General features: G+C 68.8%; 16 protein-coding genes and 1 riboswitch. Of the genes, 11 read left to right on the top strand and 5 right to left on the bottom strand.

Features of this window, described 5'->3' with window-relative positions; genetic code table 11:
• The first annotated feature begins 6 nt into the window (after nt 1-6).
• On the top strand, nt 7-672 hold the full coding sequence (locus tag JAV51_RS00515) for a response regulator transcription factor (protein WP_197318585.1): 666 nt from the start codon (nt 7-9) through the stop codon (nt 670-672).
• A gap of 57 nt (nt 673-729) precedes the next feature.
• Here the strand turns inward: JAV51_RS00515 and JAV51_RS00510 are convergent, their stop codons facing one another.
• The 4 genes from JAV51_RS00510 to JAV51_RS00495 form a co-directional block, all read right to left on the bottom strand.
• Nucleotides 730-1,095, bottom strand: coding sequence for a hypothetical protein (locus JAV51_RS00510; RefSeq protein WP_197318584.1), 366 nt, complete (start codon nt 1,093-1,095; stop codon nt 730-732).
• Nucleotides 1,096-1,185: 90 nt separating this feature from the next.
• The gene (locus tag JAV51_RS00505) at nt 1,186-2,373 is read right to left on the bottom strand and encodes an aminoglycoside phosphotransferase family protein (protein WP_307845696.1); all 1,188 of its coding nucleotides are present in this window, start codon (nt 2,371-2,373) and stop codon (nt 1,186-1,188) included.
• Nucleotides 2,374-2,674: 301 nt separating this feature from the next.
• Nucleotides 2,675-2,929, bottom strand: a complete 255-nt coding sequence (locus JAV51_RS00500; RefSeq protein ID WP_197318582.1) for a hypothetical protein — start codon at nt 2,927-2,929, stop codon at nt 2,675-2,677.
• Between the two features lie 88 nt (nt 2,930-3,017).
• Nucleotides 3,018-3,308, bottom strand: a complete 291-nt coding sequence (locus JAV51_RS00495) for a 4a-hydroxytetrahydrobiopterin dehydratase (RefSeq protein WP_197318581.1) — start codon at nt 3,306-3,308, stop codon at nt 3,018-3,020.
• Nucleotides 3,309-3,339: 31 nt separating this feature from the next.
• Nucleotides 3,340-3,450, top strand: a riboswitch (TPP riboswitch).
• A gap of 26 nt (nt 3,451-3,476) precedes the next feature.
• On the opposite strand from JAV51_RS00495, the gene JAV51_RS00490 reads away from it, so the two are divergent.
• The 5 genes from JAV51_RS00490 to JAV51_RS00470 are packed head-to-tail and all read left to right on the top strand — an operon-like array spanning nt 3,477 to nt 8,011.
• Nucleotides 3,477-4,550, top strand: a complete 1,074-nt coding sequence (locus tag JAV51_RS00490) for a thiamine ABC transporter substrate binding subunit (protein WP_197318580.1) — start codon at nt 3,477-3,479, stop codon at nt 4,548-4,550.
• Nucleotides 4,526-6,166 (top strand): iron ABC transporter permease, encoded by a 1,641-nt coding sequence (locus JAV51_RS00485; protein WP_197318579.1) that lies wholly within the window; start codon nt 4,526-4,528, stop codon nt 6,164-6,166. The genes JAV51_RS00490 and JAV51_RS00485 overlap by 25 nt, the downstream gene beginning before the upstream one ends.
• The gene (locus JAV51_RS00480) at nt 6,166-7,203 is read left to right on the top strand and encodes an ABC transporter ATP-binding protein (protein WP_197318578.1); all 1,038 of its coding nucleotides are present in this window, start codon (nt 6,166-6,168) and stop codon (nt 7,201-7,203) included. Before JAV51_RS00485 ends, JAV51_RS00480 begins: the two co-directional genes overlap by 1 nt.
• Nucleotides 7,204-7,237: 34 nt before the next feature.
• Complete coding sequence (locus tag JAV51_RS00475) at nt 7,238-7,666, top strand: (deoxy)nucleoside triphosphate pyrophosphohydrolase (RefSeq protein ID WP_197318577.1); 429 nt, start codon at nt 7,238-7,240, stop codon at nt 7,664-7,666.
• A gap of 45 nt (nt 7,667-7,711) precedes the next feature.
• The gene (locus JAV51_RS00470; RefSeq protein ID WP_197318576.1) at nt 7,712-8,011 is read left to right on the top strand and encodes a YciI family protein; all 300 of its coding nucleotides are present in this window, start codon (nt 7,712-7,714) and stop codon (nt 8,009-8,011) included.
• 9 nt (nt 8,012-8,020) lie between these two features.
• Here JAV51_RS00470 and JAV51_RS00465 read toward each other — a convergent pair whose 3' ends face one another.
• A complete protein-coding gene (locus JAV51_RS00465) occupies nt 8,021-8,350 on the bottom strand; it encodes a hypothetical protein (protein ID WP_197318931.1) in 330 nt (109 codons plus the stop codon).
• A gap of 142 nt (nt 8,351-8,492) precedes the next feature.
• On the opposite strand from JAV51_RS00465, the gene typA reads away from it, so the two are divergent.
• From typA to JAV51_RS00440, 5 genes are all read left to right on the top strand, one after another.
• Nucleotides 8,493-10,406 carry a translational GTPase TypA gene (gene typA / locus JAV51_RS00460; RefSeq protein ID WP_197318575.1) on the top strand — a complete coding sequence of 638 codons (1,914 nt, stop codon included), beginning with the start codon at nt 8,493-8,495 and terminating at the stop codon, nt 10,404-10,406.
• Between the two features lie 242 nt (nt 10,407-10,648).
• Nucleotides 10,649-12,520 (top strand): ABC transporter family substrate-binding protein, encoded by a 1,872-nt coding sequence (locus JAV51_RS00455; RefSeq protein ID WP_197318574.1) that lies wholly within the window; start codon nt 10,649-10,651, stop codon nt 12,518-12,520.
• 301 nt (nt 12,521-12,821) lie between these two features.
• The gene (locus JAV51_RS00450; protein WP_197318573.1) at nt 12,822-14,582 is read left to right on the top strand and encodes an ABC transporter family substrate-binding protein; all 1,761 of its coding nucleotides are present in this window, start codon (nt 12,822-12,824) and stop codon (nt 14,580-14,582) included.
• Nucleotides 14,583-14,754: 172 nt separating this feature from the next.
• Nucleotides 14,755-15,771 carry an ABC transporter permease gene (locus JAV51_RS00445; protein WP_197318572.1) on the top strand — a complete coding sequence of 339 codons (1,017 nt, stop codon included), beginning with the start codon at nt 14,755-14,757 and terminating at the stop codon, nt 15,769-15,771.
• A gap of 1 nt (nt 15,772) precedes the next feature.
• Complete coding sequence (locus JAV51_RS00440; protein WP_197318571.1) at nt 15,773-16,705, top strand: ABC transporter permease; 933 nt, start codon at nt 15,773-15,775, stop codon at nt 16,703-16,705.
• The last annotated feature ends 196 nt before the right edge of the window (nt 16,706-16,901 follow it).

The following is a 16,901-nucleotide window of genomic DNA, read 5'->3' as shown; positions in this document are numbered from 1 at the left end:
AGGACGATGAGCCGCATCCTGGTGGCGGAGGACGAACCGCGCATCGCCGCGTTCGTCGAGAAGGGGCTGACGGCCAACGGTTTCGCCGTGACCGTCGTCGAGGACGGCCACGGGGCGTACGAGTACGCGCTGACCGGTTCTTTCGACCTGATGGTGCTCGACATCGGCCTGCCGGGGCTCGACGGTTTCACGGTGCTGCGCAAACTCCGCGCGGAACGCTGCGGTATCCCGGTGATCATCCTGACGGCCCGGGACTCCGTGCAGGACACCGTGGCGGGCCTGGAGGGCGGCGCGGACGACTACATGCCCAAGCCGTTCCGGTTCGAGGAACTGCTCGCTCGGGTCCGACTGCGGTTGGTGTCCGATCGTGGGAGCGAGCCGACCGTGCTGTCGTACGGCGGACTCCAGCTCGATCTCCGAACTCGACGCGCGCACGTGGGTGGCGAGACGGTCGATCTGTCGGCGCGTGAGTTCGCCTTGGCTGAGACGTTCCTGCGGCATCCGGGGCAGGTGCTCTCCCGTGAACAACTGCTCAGCCGGGTGTGGGGGTACGACTTCGACCCGGGGTCGAACGTCGTCGACGTGTACGTGCGGTATCTCCGGCGCAAGCTCGGTGCCGACCGGATCACCACGGTGCGCGGGATGGGATATCGCCTGGAGGAGCGCGACTGAACCGGCCGTTCGCCGGGCTCGCGAGAGCCGAGTCCGGCGAACGGCGTCAGATGACGATCAGTTGTCGTCCGGGGTGTCGTCGGCGGTGTCGTCGTCGGGCGTGTTGTCGTCCGGGGTGTCGTCGGCGGTGTCGTCGTCCGGCGTGTCGTTGTCCGGGGTGTTGTCGTCCGGCGTGACGTCGTCGGGAGTGTTGTCGGGGCTGTCCTGGTCGGTCGCACCGGCCTTGCCCTCGATGCCCTGGTCCGCCTCCGTGGTCGCGGCCCGGTCGGCGTCCGCGGTCTGAGTGGCGGTCACCTCGATCGGCTGGACCCTCGCGGTGTCGTCACCGCCGCTGTCGGCCAGGGCGATCCCGGTGCCGGTGATGCCCAGGCCCGCGAGCGCGGCGCCGACGGTGAGGATCTTCCAGTTCGGACGAGCAGCCATGTCGTGTCCCTTCCTCGGGTGTTCGTCTCTGACGTGATCCAGAGTCGCGAACGGGGGTGAGAAGACCCGGAGAGCCGGATGAGGGGCTTCTCATGAATCGGTGAGCCACTGCTCCGCCAGGGCCACGCGCCGGTGGGTGCGTTCGCGCCAGTCGCGGCGCTGCGTCCGAAACGGTCCGGTGGCGAGTCCGAGCACGGCGGCGGCGACCCGAGGTCGCAGGTGAGCCGGGTCGAAACGGTGGCGCACGTGATCGAGAACGTGCGCGGCCCAGCGGCGGGCGGGTGCGGTGTCGGTGATCGCGAGATGGGCGAGCAGGGTCGCCCAGTCGTCGAGCCGTCGTCCCGGCCCGGCCGTGTCCACGTCGAGCAGGCCCGTCACCGCACCGTCGTCGAGAAGGAGCTGGTGTTCGTAGAAGTCGCCGTGGACGGCCACCACGGGGTGATCGCCGACCTCGGCCTCGGCGATCCGCTCGGCCAGCTCGACGGCGCGTAGGCCGTCGTCGCCCGCGGTCAGCGCGAGGACAGCCGCGTAGTGCTGGGCCCGTCGGCGGTGGTCGGGGGCGCGGCCGAGTGCCCGAAGCTCGGCGGGGAGGCGGTCGAGCAGGTTCTCCAGTGTCGCCGCGTCGGGCACGGGGAGGCCTTCGCGCAGTGCCGTGCGGCCGGACGTGCCGGGCAGGGCGGGCATGAGTGCGAGACCGTCGTCGGTGGTGGCCGTCAACGGCGGCACCGGGAGGCATGGCGCGAGCAGGTCGTGGCGTCGTCGCAGGTCGGCGAGTTCGCGGGGCGGGACGACCTTGGCGAACCACCGGGTCGCTCCGGTCGTGATCGCCAGCACCGCGCGTCGGCCTGGCCGGTACGCCCGCACCGTGACGGTGGGTGGTGACGGCACGTCGACTCCCGCGTGTGCCAGCACCTCACGAAGCCGATCTCCGTCGACGGCGCGGGCCAGCGCGGGCAGCGCGGGATCGTGTGGCCAGCGCCAGAGTCCCACCTCGACCGACTCGCCGCCCAGCTCGCCGGCCACCACGGCCGCGCCCTCGGGCACCAGGCTCCCGGTCGCGGCGACGAGCGTCTCGGGAACGGTCGTGGAATCCCGACGCCGCACCGCGACGGCGTAACGGACGACCGTGTCGCCGGACGGGCGCACCGTCACCGACGTCGCGCGCACGGAGTCGGCGACGCCGTCGGTGGTGGCTGCGACGACGGTGCTCACGAGATCGCTTGCGGAGTCGCCGAGCAGCAGGGTCAGATCGCGGGTGTTCGAGACGCTGGGGGTCACCCCGTCCACCGTGGTCCACGCGCGTGGGGACTCGATGAGCCCGTCATGAGAGTTCTCTCATCGCCCGAGCAGCACGGGCGATCAGCCGAGCGCCCCCAGCATGAGAATGAGCAGGAAGGTGATCGCGGTGGCGAGTGCGGTGACCCACGCCCGCTGATTCGGGGTGAGCGCGGGAGCGTTGCGATGCATGGCGGTCCTCCGTTGTGCCTCGACACCCCGGAAACCGCGTCGATCACCGATTTCGTTACCAGGCCCCGTTCGCGCGTCGGTGCCGGCCGAGTCGACCGGCACCGACGTGGTGTCACATCGCGTCGTCGGCCCGGCGGCGAGCGGTGTAGAACAGCACGGCCGCGGCGGCGGCGATCATCAGGGCGAACGCGGTGCCGCCGACGACGAGCGCCTGGACGACCTCGTCCGACGACGTGGTGGCGGCACTCTCGGGAGGTTGGTGCGTCTCCGTCGGCTCCGCGCCTGCGGGGTGCGCCACACTCACCGTCAGAACCATCAGCAGAGCCAGCGCCGACGCGATCGGCACACGCCGGACAAAGCGGATCATCGCGCACTCCCCTCGGTGATGCAGGTGACGGGTTCTCATCCCGCCCAACGTTCGACGTACCCGCGAGAGTTGCCCGGATCGGCCGGAATCACACGCTCGGGACCACCTCGTCGATCTCCTTCGCGAACGCGATGTCCTTGTCCGTGATCCCGCCGTGGGAGTGGGTGCTGAGGCGGAAAGTCACGGTGCGCCAACGGATGTCGATGTCCGGGTGGTGATCGGCGGCCTCGGCGCGGTCGGCGACGCGGTTCACCGCCTCGATGGCGGCGGGGAAACTCGAAAGCTCCGCGGTGCGTTCGATCGCGTCTCCGACGCGGCGCCACAGCGGCAGCGCGCGGAGGGCCTCGTCGATGCGCTCGTCACTCAGTAACTCCGTCATGGGCCAATCGTGGTACGCGGCCGGGTACGCTGCACGCTGCCACGGGAGTTCGGCGCGCCGGGCTGAGAGGTGGGCACGCGGCCCACGACCGTCCGCACCTGATTCGGATCATGCCGACGCAGGAAGGTACTCGCATCACCTCCTGCACGGTCACGGCGAGGAGGCTGAATGGGCCAGAGGTCGGGCCAGTGGTCAACGTCGTTGCGCGCGGCGCTCGCGCTGCTCTCGGCTGGTGCACTGACGGCCGGGTGCACGGTCATCGGCGGCGAGGAGGAGTCGACGACCGGGCCGGTCACGGTGACCCTCGTCACGCACCAGTCGTGGGCGGTGCCGCAGGAGGTCGTGAACGCCTTCGAACAGCGCTCCGGCGTGCGCATCAAGATCCGCAAGGAGGGCGACGCGGGGGAGCTGACCAACAAACTGGTGCTCACCAAGGACAACCCGATCGCCGACGTCGCCTTCGGCATCGACTCGACGTTCGCCACCCGCGCGCTCGACGAGGGCGTCTTCCAGCCGTACACCTCACCGGAGGCCGACCGCGGTCCGCAGCGGTACGCCGTCGACCCGCAGCAACGGTTGTCGGCGGTGGACGTCGGCGACGTCTGCGTCAACATCGACTCCGAGTGGTTCGCCGAGAACGACGTCTCCGAGCCGACGAGTCTCGACGACCTGACCGAGCCGGAGTACGAGGACCTGTTCGTGGTCCCGAGTCCCGCCACCTCGTCTCCGGGGCTGGCATTCCTGTTCGCCACCGTGTCGCAGTTCGGCGAGGACGGCTGGAGCGATTACTGGAAGGACCTGAAGGACAACGGCGTGAAGGTCGTCAGCGGGTGGACCGAGGCCTACACGCAGGACTTCTCCGGCTCGTCCGGTGAGGGCGACCGGCCGATCGTGCTGTCCTACGCGTCGTCGCCCGCCGCGGAGTTGAACGCCGACGGCACGCCGCGCACGAAGGCGTTGCTCGACACGTGCTACCGCCAGGTCGAGTACGCGGGCGTGCTCGCGGGCACCGAGCACCCGGACGAGGCGGGCAAGGTGGTCGACTTCCTGCTCTCGCACGAATTCCAGGCGACGGTCGCGGACAACATGTACGTCTATCCGACACGCGAAGGCGTCGTGCTGCCGGAGGGTTGGGCCCAGGCGGCGCCGTTGCCGAGCGAGCCGATGTCGTTGCCCGGTGAGCAGGTGCAGGCGAACCGAGAGCAGTGGATCAAGCAGTGGCGCGGGTTGCTGGAGGGCTGACGTCCCGGCCCGTGCGGAGGGCGACGGCGGTCGGTGCGCTCGGCGTACTGCCCGTGGCGTTCCTCGGGCTGTTCTTCGCCTGGCCGGTGATCGCGATCATTCGGCTCGGCTTCACCGATGGCGGGGTCGCCGAGACGCTGGCCGACGCGTCGACGTGGCGGCTCGCCGCGTTCACCGTGGTCCAGGCGGCGGCAGCCACCGTGGTGGCATTGCTCGCCGGGTTCCCGCTGGCGTTCGTGCTCGCACGGGTGCGGCTGCCGGGCATCGCCGTGGTCCGCACGCTCGTGCTGGTGCCGTTCGTGTTGCCGACCGTGGTCGTGGGTCTGGCGTTCCGAGCGCTGTGGCCCGAGAGCGGTGTGTTCGGCATCGTCCTGGCCAACGCGTTCTTCAACGTCGCCGTCGTCGCCCGCACCGTCGGCGGCCTCTGGTCGCAGCTCGATCGGCGGATCGAGGACGCGGCCCGCTCGCTCGGCGCTTCCCGGTTCCGGGCCTTCCGCACCGTGACGCTGCCCGCGCTGTTGCCTGCCGTGTCGGCAGCCGCGGCCGTGGTGTTCCTGTTCTGCGCCACGAGTTTCGGCGTGGTTCTGATGTTGGGCGGCAACCGGTACCGCACGTTGGAGACGGAGATCTACCTGCGCACGGTGGATCTGCTCGACCTCTCCGGCGCGGCGGCCCTGTCGCTCGTCCAACTCGTGGCCGTCGTCGCCGCGCTGGCGGTCGGTGCGGTGGCCCGTCGCCGTAACGAAGCCGCGGCACAGTTGCGGTCCGCCCGACACGCCGCGCGCCGTCCCGAGGGCAGCGAGTGGGCCGTCGTGGCCGTGGCGGTCGGGGTGCTCGGTCTGCTGCTCACACCGATCGTCGCGTTGTTGCTGCGGTCGGTCTCCGGCCGGGAGGGCTGGACGCTCGACGGTTACCGCGCGCTGTCGGGCTTCGGCGAGAACGGCGCGCTGGACGTCACCGGTTGGGAGGCGGCGTTCAACTCGTTGCGCACCGCGTCCGACGCGACAATGCTCGCGCTCGTCGTGGGTGTGCTGGCCGCCGTCACGGTGGTGGTGTTGCGGCGGTCGCCGAGTCGTGCCGCCCGGACGACGGGCGAACTCACCGACGCGGCACTGATGCTGCCCCTCGGCGTGTCCGCGGTGACCGTCGGGTTCGGGTACCTCGTGACCCTGGGCGACCTGCCGTGGGATCTGCGGACGTCGCCGCTGCTGATCCCGTTCGCTCAGGCGCTGGTGATCATCCCCATGATTGTCCGGCTCGTGCTGCCGGTGTTGCGCTCGGTGGACGAACGCCTGCGGCAGGCCGCCGCGACGCTCGGTGCCGGCCCGGCGAGGGTGTGGCGGGAGGTCGACTTCCCGTTGGTCGCTCGGTCGCTGCTCGCGGCGGCGGCGTTCGGGTACGTCGTCGCCCTCGGGGAGTTCGGCGCGACGAGCTTCCTTGCCCGACCCGACGCGCCCACCCTGCCGGTGGCCGTCTCGGACCTCGTCAACCGGCCCGGCGAGCTGAACCACCTCATGGCCTACGCGGGGTGTGCGCTGTTGATGGTGGTGACCGTGTTCGTCGCGGCATTGATCGAGAGCGTGCGTGCCCCGCACGCGCGGCTGGGAGAGTTCTGATGTTGACGGTCACGGGTGTCTCCGTCCGCTACGGCGACGTGGTCGCCGTGCGCGACGCCGCTCTGGAGATCGCGGACGGCGAGGTGCTGGCCCTGCTCGGCCCGTCGGGCTCGGGCAAGTCGACGTTGCTGCGCGCGATCGCGGGTCTCGAGCCGGCCGTCGAGGGCCGGGTGTGCTGGGACGGCGAGGATCTCGCCGGGGTGCCCGTCCACCGCCGCAACTTCGGCCTGGTCTTCCAGGACGGCCAGCTCTTCCCCCACCGCGACGTCGCGGGCAACATCGCCTTCGGGCTGCGCATGCGCGGCGTCGACCGCGCCACGCGGGACGAGCGGGTGCGCACGCTGCTCGACCTCGTCGGCCTTTCCGGCTACGGCCGGCGCAAGATCACGGCGCTGTCCGGCGGTGAGGCGCAACGAGTGGCGCTCGCACGGGCCCTCGCGCCCAGCCCCCGGTTGTTGCTGCTCGACGAACCGCTCTCCGGCCTCGACGCGGAACTGCGGGAACAACTCGCCATCGAGGTCACCGAGTTGCTGCGCCGGACGAAGACGACCACGTTGCTCGTCACGCACGATCAGGAGGAGGCCTTCACTGTCGCCGACCGCATCGCGGTGCTCGACGACGGCTCGATCCGGCAGGTCGGCGACGTGCTCGACGTGTGGCGCAGGCCCGTCGACGAGCGGATCGCGCGCTTCCTCGGGGTGACGACGTTCCTGCGGGGAGACGTCGACCACGGCCGACTGCAGTGCGCGCTCGGCGAGGTGACGCTGCCGTGGGTCACCTCCGGCGAGGTGACGGTGGGGTTGCGGCCCAACGCCGTGCGCGCGGTCGAGCTGGACCGGGAGGCCGAGCCCGCCGGTCGGTTGGTCGGGCAGGTGGTGAGCAGGGTCCATCGGCGTGATCACGTCCGCTTGCTGGTGCGGCCCGACTCCGACGTCGGCGAGGTGTCCGCCGTCGCCGCCATGACGAGCCGCGCGGTGCCGGGCGACCGGGTGGTGCTGTCCCTGGACGCGGACGGCATCGCGACCGTCGGATCGTGACGGGCCTCGACGTCGCGGGTAGGTTGTTCGATTCGTGACGACCGACGAACGATCCGCGTTCCCCGCGAGCCGGGGCGCGACCGTGGTGGTGGGTGCGGCCCTGGTGCACGACGGTCGGCTGCTCGTGCAGCAGCGGGCCTTCCCACCTGACGTGGCGGGGCTGTGGGAGGTGCCCGGCGGCCGGGTCGAGGACGGCGAGACCGATGCCGAAGGCCTGCGCCGGGAATGCCGGGAGGAGCTGGGCGTCGAGGTCGTCGTGGGGGATCGCGTGGGGCCGGAGGTGCGGTTGCCGAACGGCATGCTCTTCCGCGTCTATGCCGTGACGCTGGCCGACGGTATGAAGCCCCGGCCCGTGGAGCATCGGGCACTGCGCTGGGTGACGGAGACGGAACTGGACGCACTCGACTGGCTCCCCGCCGACCGGGCGTTCCTGCCCGACCTCCGGGCGCGGCTGCGCGCGTGACCCGACCGAGGTGTGACGGAGGACTCACCGGCCTACCGTGGGGGTATGTTCGTCGTTCTGCTCACGTACACGGCTCCCCAGCCCGAGATCGACTACGCGATACCCGACCACACCGAGTGGCTCGCCCGGCAGTTCGAGCACGGGTTGTTCCTCGCCTCGGGGCGTCGGGTGGACCACCGCGGGGAGGTCCTGCTGGCGCGACCGATGTCCACCGGCAAGTTGGAAGCCACGCTCGCGGGCGACCCGCTGTTGCTGAGGCACCTGGCACATCACGAGGTCGTCGAGTTCTCGGCCACGCGCACGGCGCCCGAACTGCGTGCGCTCAACGAGGCGTTGGCCGGATAGGACCGTCGCTCACCGATCGGCGCAGGTCAGCGTGTCGGCCGACGACGTGCCCGACGCCTGCCGCAGGGCCTTCTCCACGTTCTTGGCGGCCTTCTTCTTCCGCTTCTTCCCGCCCGCCTTCGTGCCGGTCGTCGTACGCACCTGCTTCTCGTCCTGCTTGCGCGCCCGCTTCTGTGCTTCTTTCTGGGCCTTCTTCTGGGCCTTCTTGAGTGCCCTCACCGGACACTTGTCACAGCGAGGCCGCGACCGGCAGCACTTCTTCTTGACCTTGCCTTTCTTGACGAGGTGACGGACGACGGCTTTCGGGTCGTCGGGGCTGGGTCGATCCTTCTTGCCCACCCTGCCGAGGCTAGGTGCGAACGGCGCGGCAGGCAGGTGGCCTTCGGCACTGTCGTGCTGTGACTATGCTGGTCACCGACCACGCCGGGGCCGTCGAGTCCGTTTGGTCGACCATCATTTCTCATTACCAGGGAGCTCCCGCGTGCCCACAGCCGCCGCTCAGAAAGTCCGCACCGACCTCCGCAACGTCGCCATCGTGGCGCACGTCGACCACGGCAAGACCACTCTGGTCGACGCCATGCTGCGGCAGTCCGGTGCCTTCGCCGAACGCTCCGAACCGGTCGAGCGAGTCATGGACTCCGGCGAGTTGGAGCGTGAGAAGGGCATCACGATCCTCGCGAAGAACACCGCGATCCGCCGGGCCACGCCGAACGGTCCGGTGACGATCAACGTGATCGACACGCCGGGCCACGCCGACTTCGGTGGCGAGGTCGAGCGCGGTCTGTCCATGGTCGACGGGGTCGTGCTCCTCGTGGACGCAAGCGAGGGACCGCTGCCCCAGACCCGCTTCGTGCTGCGGAAGGCGCTGGCCGCGCAGCTACCCGTGATTCTCGTGGTCAACAAGGTCGACCGCCCCGACGCCCGGATCGCCGAAGTCGTCGAGGAGACCCACGACCTGCTGCTCGAACTGGCCGGCGAGATCGACGGCATGGACGACGACGCGCTCGACGCCGTGCTGTCGATGCCGGTCGTGTACGCCGCGGCGCGCGCGGGCGTGGCCAGCCTGGAGCGCCCCGCCGACGGTGAGCTGCCCGACGGCGACAACCTCGACCCGCTGTTCGACGTGCTGCTCGACCGCATCCCGGCCCCGAAGGCCGACCCGGACGCGCCGCTGCGCGCGCTCGTCACGAACCTCGACGCGTCGAGCTTCCTCGGCAGGATCGCGCTGATCCGCATCCACGCGGGCAAGCTCCGCAAGGGGCAGACCGTCGCGTGGCTGCGCGAGGACGGCTCGGCACGCAACGTGCGAATCTCCGAACTGCTCGTCACCGAAGCCCTCACCCGAGTCCCCGCGACCGAGGCCGAGGCGGGCGACCTGGTGGCGATCGCGGGTATCCCGGACATCACCATCGGCGACACGCTCGCGGACCCGGAACACCCGGAGCCGTTGCCGCGCATCACCGTCGACGAACCCGCCATCTCGATGACGTTCGGGGTCAACACGTCGCCCCTCGCCGGACGCGGCGGCGGCGACAAGCTCACCGCGCGACTGCTCAAGGCGCGGCTCGACGCCGAGCTGATCGGTAATGTCAGCGTGCGGGTCCTGCCCACCGACCGGCCCGACACGTGGGAGGTCCAGGGCCGTGGCGAGCTGGCGCTGGCGATCCTCGTCGAGACCATGCGACGCGAGGGCTTCGAACTGACCGTCGGCAAGCCGCAGGTCGTCACGCGGACCATCGACGGTGTCGTGCACGAGCCGTTCGAGCGCCTCTACATCGACGCACCCGAGGAACATCTCGGCGCGATCACCCAGCTCCTGGCCGCCCGCAAGGGCAAGCTGGAGCAGATGGACGGGCACGGCACCGGCCGCATCAAGCTGGAGTACGTCCTGCCGTCGCGTGGCCTCATCGGGTTCCGCACCGACTTCCTCACCGAGACCCGAGGCACCGGCATCGCCAACCACATCTTCGAGGGATACTTCCCGTGGGCGGGCGAGATCCGGACGCGCCACAGCGGCTCGTTGGTCGCCGACCGCTCCGGCCCGGTGACCACCTACGCGTTGCTGCAGCTCGCCGACCGCGGCACGTTCTTCGTCGAGCCGGGCACCGAGGTCTACGAGGGCATGGTCGTGGGCGAGAACCCGCGGGCCGAGGACCTCGACATCAACGCGACCAAGGAGAAGAAGCTCACCAACATGCGGTCGTCGACAGGCGACGAGTTGGAGCGACTCGCCCGGCCCCGCACCCTCAACCTGGAGGAAGCGCTGGAGTTCTGCTCCGTCGACGAATGCGTCGAGGTGACGCCCAAGGCCATCCGGGTGCGCAAGGTGGTCCTGGACGCCAACCAGCGGGCGAAGGAGCGCTCCCGGGCCCGCAGCCGCGACCGCAACGCCTGAGCGCGCGTCGACGCCCCGAGTGGCCTTTTCGGGGGCCTTGACACGAACCCGACGGGTCGTCCTGAGAAACTGTGGAACCACATGGTGCGTTCGCGCGTCAGCCACACAGGGGAACAGGACGAGTCGATTCGGTCGGTAGGCCGGGTCGCCCGAACGGGCGTGTCGGGGCCGGTCGAGTGGCGGGCATCGCCGAGACGGTCGGGGCGAACGGTGTCGGAAGCGAGCTGGGAGGGGTCGCGGGCGTGCGGGCGAACAGGGGCAGGCCGTGGACGGTCGTGCTGGCGTCGGTGCTCGTGGGCGTGCTGACCGCGTGCTCGAACACACCGCCGCCTCCCGTGGTCAGTTCGTCGTCGCAGGCGCCACCGCCCACCGAGACGGCCTCGCAGATCGTGGCGGCCGTGGACGACATCGTCGGCGGGTACAACCCGCACACGCTCGCCGACGCGTCCACGGTGACCACGGCGTTGTCCCAGTTGCTGCTGCCGTCCGTCTTCCGGCCCGACGCCGAGGGCGAGTTCGTGCTCGACGACAACCTGATGACGTCGGCCGAGGTGACGAGCGAGGATCCGTTCACGGTCGAGTACCGCATCCGGCCCGAGGCGTCGTGGTCCGACGGTGCGCCCATCGCCGTCGAGGACTTCTCCTACCTCGCCGAGGCCATGCAGACCCAGCCCGGGGTCGCCAACGCCGCGGGGTACGAACTGATCGAGTCCATCGAACCGGGAGAGGGCGGCAAGCTCGTCCGGGTCACCTTCAGCGACCCCTATCCCGGCTGGAAGACGCTGTTCGCGAACCTGCTGCCCGCCCACGTCCTCAAGGACGCCCCCGGCGGTTGGCAGCAGGTGTTGAGCGACAACTTCCCCGCCTACGGCGGCCCGTTCGCCATCAAGAAGATCGACACCGCCCGCGGTGAGATCGTCATCGAACGCAACGAGCGCTACTGGGAGAAGCCCGCCGCGGTCGACCGCATCGTGCTGCAGCGTTCCGACGGCCCCGGCATGGTGTCGGCGCTGCGCAGCGGAAGTGCCCAGTTCGCGCTGGGCAGTGTCAACGGCGACACGCGTGCCCTGCTCGCCGACCTCGGCGAGCACGTCAACCTGCAGGCGGTGCCGCAGCCGTACGTCGTCGACGTGGTGCTGCGTCCGGTGGGGCCCGCGCTGGCCGACGACACGGTGCGGGAAGCCGTCGCAGCGCTGATCGACCGCAACGCCCTCATCGAGGAGGGGACCAGGGGCGGAGACTCGGCGTCCCTGCGGGCCAGCGCGCAGGTGTTGCCGCCGTCGTCGCCGCAGTACTCGCACACGATCCCCGGGGCGGGCCCGCCGCTGAAGCGCGACACCAAGCGCGCCTACAAGCTGCTGGCCGAGGCCGGGTACGAGCGCAAGGCCGGAAGCTGGGTCGACGAGAACGGCCGCGAACTGTCGCTCGTGATCGCCTCGCCCGGGCAGAAGCAGCCGTACCAGCGCATCGCGCAGAAGCTGACCGAGCAGCTCATCGCCCACGGTGTGGACGTCACCGCCGTGCATCCGCCGGCGAAGGAACTGTTCAACTCCACCCTGTCCGCGCCGGTCGACCTCGACGGCGGACCGTCCGGAGAGCCGGTCCCGACCAACGGTCAGGTGGGTATCGACATCGCCGTGATCCCGCGTGCGATCAGCGCCGACCCGGCGACCACGGCCGCCTCCTGGTTCGGGTGCGGTGTGGACTCCGACGAGGAGACCGACGAGGAAAGTTCGTCGGAGAGCGAGAACGCCACGTCCACAGCGGTCTCGACCACGGCACCGAAGGACACGAAGGACGGTTCGGAAGAGTCGTCCACACCGGACGAAGACGACGCCGAGTCCGACTCCGAACCCGCCGTGCCCGCCAACCCCGCCGGCTTCTGCGACCCGGACCTGCAGCCGGTGCTGGACGCCGCGCTGACCGGAGAGAAGCCACTGAAGCAGAGCCTGGCGAAGATCGAGCCCACGGTGTGGGACGCCAGCGTCTCGGTGCCGCTCTTCCAACGCGCCGACACGTTGGCGGTGGGTGCCGGAGTGTCCGGAGTGACCCCCGGCCCGACTCTCGTCGGCCCGTTCTCCGCGGCCGTCAACTGGACGCGCGCCCCCCGCTGACGAACGGTGCAGCGCCGTTCACCGCAGTGGACGCACCCGTCGCGACGAACGACGTAACCGACCAGGTGGCTGGTCTTGCGACTGCTCACAGCCCGTTACTGCGGTATGTTGCGTTCGCTGGAAAGATGTCACCCTTTGGTCACGATCCTCGGAGAAGTGCTGACCGATGGTGGTCATCCTTCTTAGCGTTCCCCCGCAGTGCGCCAATCGAGTGTGATGGGCGTGTCATAAGCTCCGGCGCTAACCGGAGAGTTGGGTCCCACTGAGGAGTCCGGGACTCAGTGCTAGGAGGGCACACGTAATGAGGAGATCGAAGGCCATCTCCGCGTGGTCGATGCTCGCCGCGTCAGCGCTCGTGCTGACCGCGTGCGGTGGCGGCGACAACGCGGACGCTAACGGCTCGACCGTTGACGCCGCGAGCATGGCGGAGGGCAAGGCTCAGGAGGGCGACAACTTCAAGCTCGCCGACGTCCCCGAGATGGACCCCGTTACGGTGGCCATCGACGAGGGCTACTCCGCGTACAACAACAACACCGCGGACGCCAACAGCTCGTACAACACCTACATCCTGACGAGCGTCATCACGGGCCCCACCGTCCTCGACGGTAACAACAAGGTCCTGGTCAACGCCGACGTGATGGAGTCCGTCGAGCTCGTCTCCGAGGACCCGTTCGTCGTCGAGTGGAAGGCCAAGCCCGGCGTCAAGTGGTCCGACGGCGACGAGTGGGACTGCCGCGAGTTCTACCTCGCGTGGCTCGCCAGCTCCGGCACCACCGACGGGTTCAACTCCGCCTCCACCACGGGCTACGAGCTCATGACGCCCGAGTGCACCGACGACCAGACCTTCCGTGCCGAGTTCAGCGAGCCGTACCTGGACTACATGGGCATGTTCGGTGACGTGCGCCTGCTGCCCGCGCACATCATCGAGAAGGAAGTCGGCATCGACGACATCCGCGACGTCGAGCCGGGTTCGAAGGAAGCCAAGGACGTCGCCAAGTTCTGGTCGGGCGAGTGGAAGGGCTTCAAGGCCGAGATCATGCCCGGCTCCGGCCCGTACAAGATCAAGTCTTACGACTCGAACTCCGACACGGTCGTCCTGGACAAGAACCCGAACTGGATCGGGGCCAAGGGCGGTCCGAAGGAGATCACCGTTCGCGCCATCCCGGACACCAAGGCCATGGCCACGGCGTTGCAGAACGGTGAGATCGACGTCGCCGCGTCGACCCAGCCGGACGCCACCGCGGCCGACACCCTCAAGGGCCTGTCCGCGCAGGGCGTGAAGTACGCCTCCGCCGCGCAGCTCACCTACGAGCACCTCGACCTGAACCTCAAGCGTGACGTGTTCAAGGACGAGGCCGCGCGCAAGGCGTTCTTCCAGGTCGTCAACCGCGAGGAGATCGTCAGCAAGCTGCTGAAGCCGGTCCAGGCCGACGCCGAGCCGCTGGGCAGCATCGTCTTCTTCACCGGTGAGGAAGGCTACGAGGACCGCTACAGCGACAAGATGAACCAGGGTGCCGAGGCCGCGGCCAAGACCCTCGAAGAGGGCGGCTGGAAGAAGGGCTCCGACGGCATCTACGAGAAGGACGGCGTCCGCTTCTCGGTCACCATCTCGCACAACGAGAACGCCCGTCGTAGCCAGACGGTCGAGATCATCCAGTCCCAGGCGCAGGCCGCGGGCATCGAGGTCAAGGACGACACCGACCCGAACTTCCTGAAGGGTCGCGTCGACAAGGGTGACTACGACATCGCCCTCTTCGGCTGGTCGTCCGCGCCGTTCAAGGCCGAGTCCAAGGCCATCTACATCAGCGACGGCAACCAGAACTGGCAGGGCCTCGACGACCCGAAGATCGACGAGGCTTTCGCCAAGGCGACCTCGGCGACCAGCGAGGACGACGCGCTGGAGAACTACATCGCCGCTGACGAGGCGATCGCGAACAACTACGCCACCATCCCGTTGTTCGAGACGCCGTCGATGTGGGCCTTCCGTGGTATCGACCGCGTGTACATGCAGTCGTACAACGGTGCTCTGTGGAACGTCGGGGAGTGGGAGGCCGCCGAGTAATCGGCGTCTTCCACACGTCACCGGCTGACGTCTGATCCTGTCGGGGGCCGGTCAACAGGCCGGTCCCCGACAGACGACGTTAGTAGCTGTTCACGCAAACCCGACCCCCACTACCGTGGCGCGGGACGGTGACGAAATAATTCCGGGCGATCCCGGGACTAGGAGCAAGTCGTTGAACCTGGTTTTCTACATCCTTCGCCGTCTGGCGATCTCGATTCCGATCCTGATGATCGGAAGCTTTCTGGTCTTCGTGATGGTGGCCGGTGCGGGCGACCCTCTCGCGGAGCTGCGTACCCAGCCGAACATCAACCAAGAGTCCATCGACGCCATCGCGCGAGAGCTCGGTCTGGACAAACCGCTGATCCCCAGGTACTTCGACTGGCTCGGCGGGTTCCTGACCGGTGACTGGGGTATCTCGATCGCGCAGGGCTCGGCGATGGAGCCGGTCTTCCCGAAGATCATGGATGCCTTCTGGGTGTCGATCCGACTGATCCTCGGAGCCGAGATCCTCGCCGTCATCCTCGGCGTCGCCGTCGGTCTGCTCGCTGCCGTCAAGCAGTACAGCGTCATCGACTACGCAGCGACCACGTTGGCGTTCCTCTTCTTCTCGATGCCGATCTTCTGTGTCGCCATCGTGCTGAAGATGTACGCGATCGACCTCAACGTCGTCATCAACAACCTCGGTCTGAACGACATCTTCGGCAATCCGTTCCTGAGAACGACGAGTCCGGAGACGCTCGCCGCGGACGGCTTCTGGGACTTCGTCATCAAGTACACCGGGGCCTTCCTGCTGCCGACGCTGTCCATCATGTTCATCAGCTTCGCGGCGTACAGTCGCTTCCAGCGCGCGTCCATGCTGGAGACGCTGAACATGGACTACGTGCGGACGGCGCGCGCCAAGGGCTTGACCGAGCGGCGGGTGATCTGGAAGCACGCCTTCCGGAACGCCCTGATCCCGACGACCACGCTGTTCTCGGTGAACTTCGTGACCGTCGTGACGGGCGCCGTCATCACCGAGCGGGTGTTCAACTGGAACGGCATGGGCGCTGTGCTCGTCGAGGCCGTGAACAAGAACGACCCGAACGTGATGATGGGCTGGATCGTGGTGATCTCCATCGCGGTGATTATCGCGAACCTGATCGCGGACTTGTTGTACGGCATTCTGGACCCGAGGATTCGCGTTGGCTGACATGAACTCGCTTGTGACCGGTGCGGAAACCGGTGACAAGCCTCCGATTTCCGAAGGTGCGCTGAGCGCGGAAGCGATGCCGGAGCCACGCAGCCAGGGCGCGCTCGTTCTGCGCAAGTTCCTGCGGCACAAGCTCGCGATGATCAGTGTGGCCATGCTGCTGCTGATCACGCTGGTCGCGCTGATCATGCCGTTGTTCTGGCCGCACGGTTACTGGGACTCGTCGTTCGAGTCCTTCGCCGAGCCGAGTGCCGAGCACCCGCTGGGAACCACTCAGGTCGGCAAGGACATGGTGTCGCAGATCCTGCGGGGTACGCAGTACTCCCTGCTGATCGCGATCACGGTGTCGGTCGTGGCGACCTTCATCGGTGTGGTGCTGGGTGCGTTCGCCGGTTATATGGGCGGGTTCGTCGACTCGGCGATCTCGCGGCTGACCGACCTGTTCCTGATCATCCCCGCGATCGCGGCCGCCGCGATCCTGGTGAAGGTGTTCAGCGGGAGCTGGTGGGTCGTGGCGGTGGTGCTCGCCGGGTTCGCGTGGATGCCGATCGTGCGTATCACGCGTGCCGAGGCGATGTCGCTGTCGCAACGCGAGTTCATCGAGGCGTCGCGCGCGTCGGGTGCGGGCACCGGGCGCATCGTGTTCAAGCACCTCGTGCCCAACATGGTCGGCACCATCACCGTGAACGCGACGCTGGCCGTGGCGCAGGCGGTGCTCGCCGAGGCGGCGCTGTCGTTCATCGGTCTCGGTGTGAAGCCGCCGGACACCTCGCTGGGCCGGGTCATCTCGGAGAACTACGCGCAGATGACCGGTCGCCCGTGGTTGTTCTTCGGCCCGTTCGTCGTCCTGGTGTTGATCTCGTTGTCGATCAACTTCATCGGTGACGGCCTCCGCGACGCCTTCGACCCGCGTCAGCGCAAGGTCAAGGCCTAGCGGCGAACCAGTCCCGGAGCATTTCGCACGACTCGACGGCGGAGGGGAGCACGACCGCGCAAGCGGTGTGCTCCCCTCCGCCGTTTCTGTTGCCGTACCGGCGTGTCCGCGCCTCCCGTCACCGTGTCCGCCGTCCCTGACGGCGTGTCCGCGAGCTGCGTACGCGTGTCTGCACTTCCCGTACGGATGGCGGCAG

The organism is Saccharomonospora sp. NB11, from assembly GCF_015910535.1.
Lineage (GTDB): Bacteria > Actinomycetota > Actinomycetes > Mycobacteriales > Pseudonocardiaceae > Saccharomonospora.
This window is presented reverse-complemented; position numbering and strand designations above follow the sequence as displayed.

Coding starts and splice junctions, on each gene's coding strand:
- JAV51_RS00515 (WP_197318585.1), top strand. CDS start 7: ATGAGCCGCATCCTGGTGGCGGAGGACGAACCGCGCATCGCCGCGTTC.
- JAV51_RS00510 (WP_197318584.1), bottom strand. CDS start 1,095: ATGGCTGCTCGTCCGAACTGGAAGATCCTCACCGTCGGCGCCGCGCTC.
- JAV51_RS00500 (WP_197318582.1), bottom strand. CDS start 2,929: ATGATCCGCTTTGTCCGGCGTGTGCCGATCGCGTCGGCGCTGGCTCTG.
- JAV51_RS00495 (WP_197318581.1), bottom strand. CDS start 3,308: ATGACGGAGTTACTGAGTGACGAGCGCATCGACGAGGCCCTCCGCGCG.
- JAV51_RS00490 (WP_197318580.1), top strand. CDS start 3,477: ATGGGCCAGAGGTCGGGCCAGTGGTCAACGTCGTTGCGCGCGGCGCTC.
- JAV51_RS00480 (WP_197318578.1), top strand. CDS start 6,166: ATGTTGACGGTCACGGGTGTCTCCGTCCGCTACGGCGACGTGGTCGCC.
- JAV51_RS00470 (WP_197318576.1), top strand. CDS start 7,712: ATGTTCGTCGTTCTGCTCACGTACACGGCTCCCCAGCCCGAGATCGAC.
- JAV51_RS00450 (WP_197318573.1), top strand. CDS start 12,822: ATGAGGAGATCGAAGGCCATCTCCGCGTGGTCGATGCTCGCCGCGTCA.
- JAV51_RS00440 (WP_197318571.1), top strand. CDS start 15,773: ATGAACTCGCTTGTGACCGGTGCGGAAACCGGTGACAAGCCTCCGATT.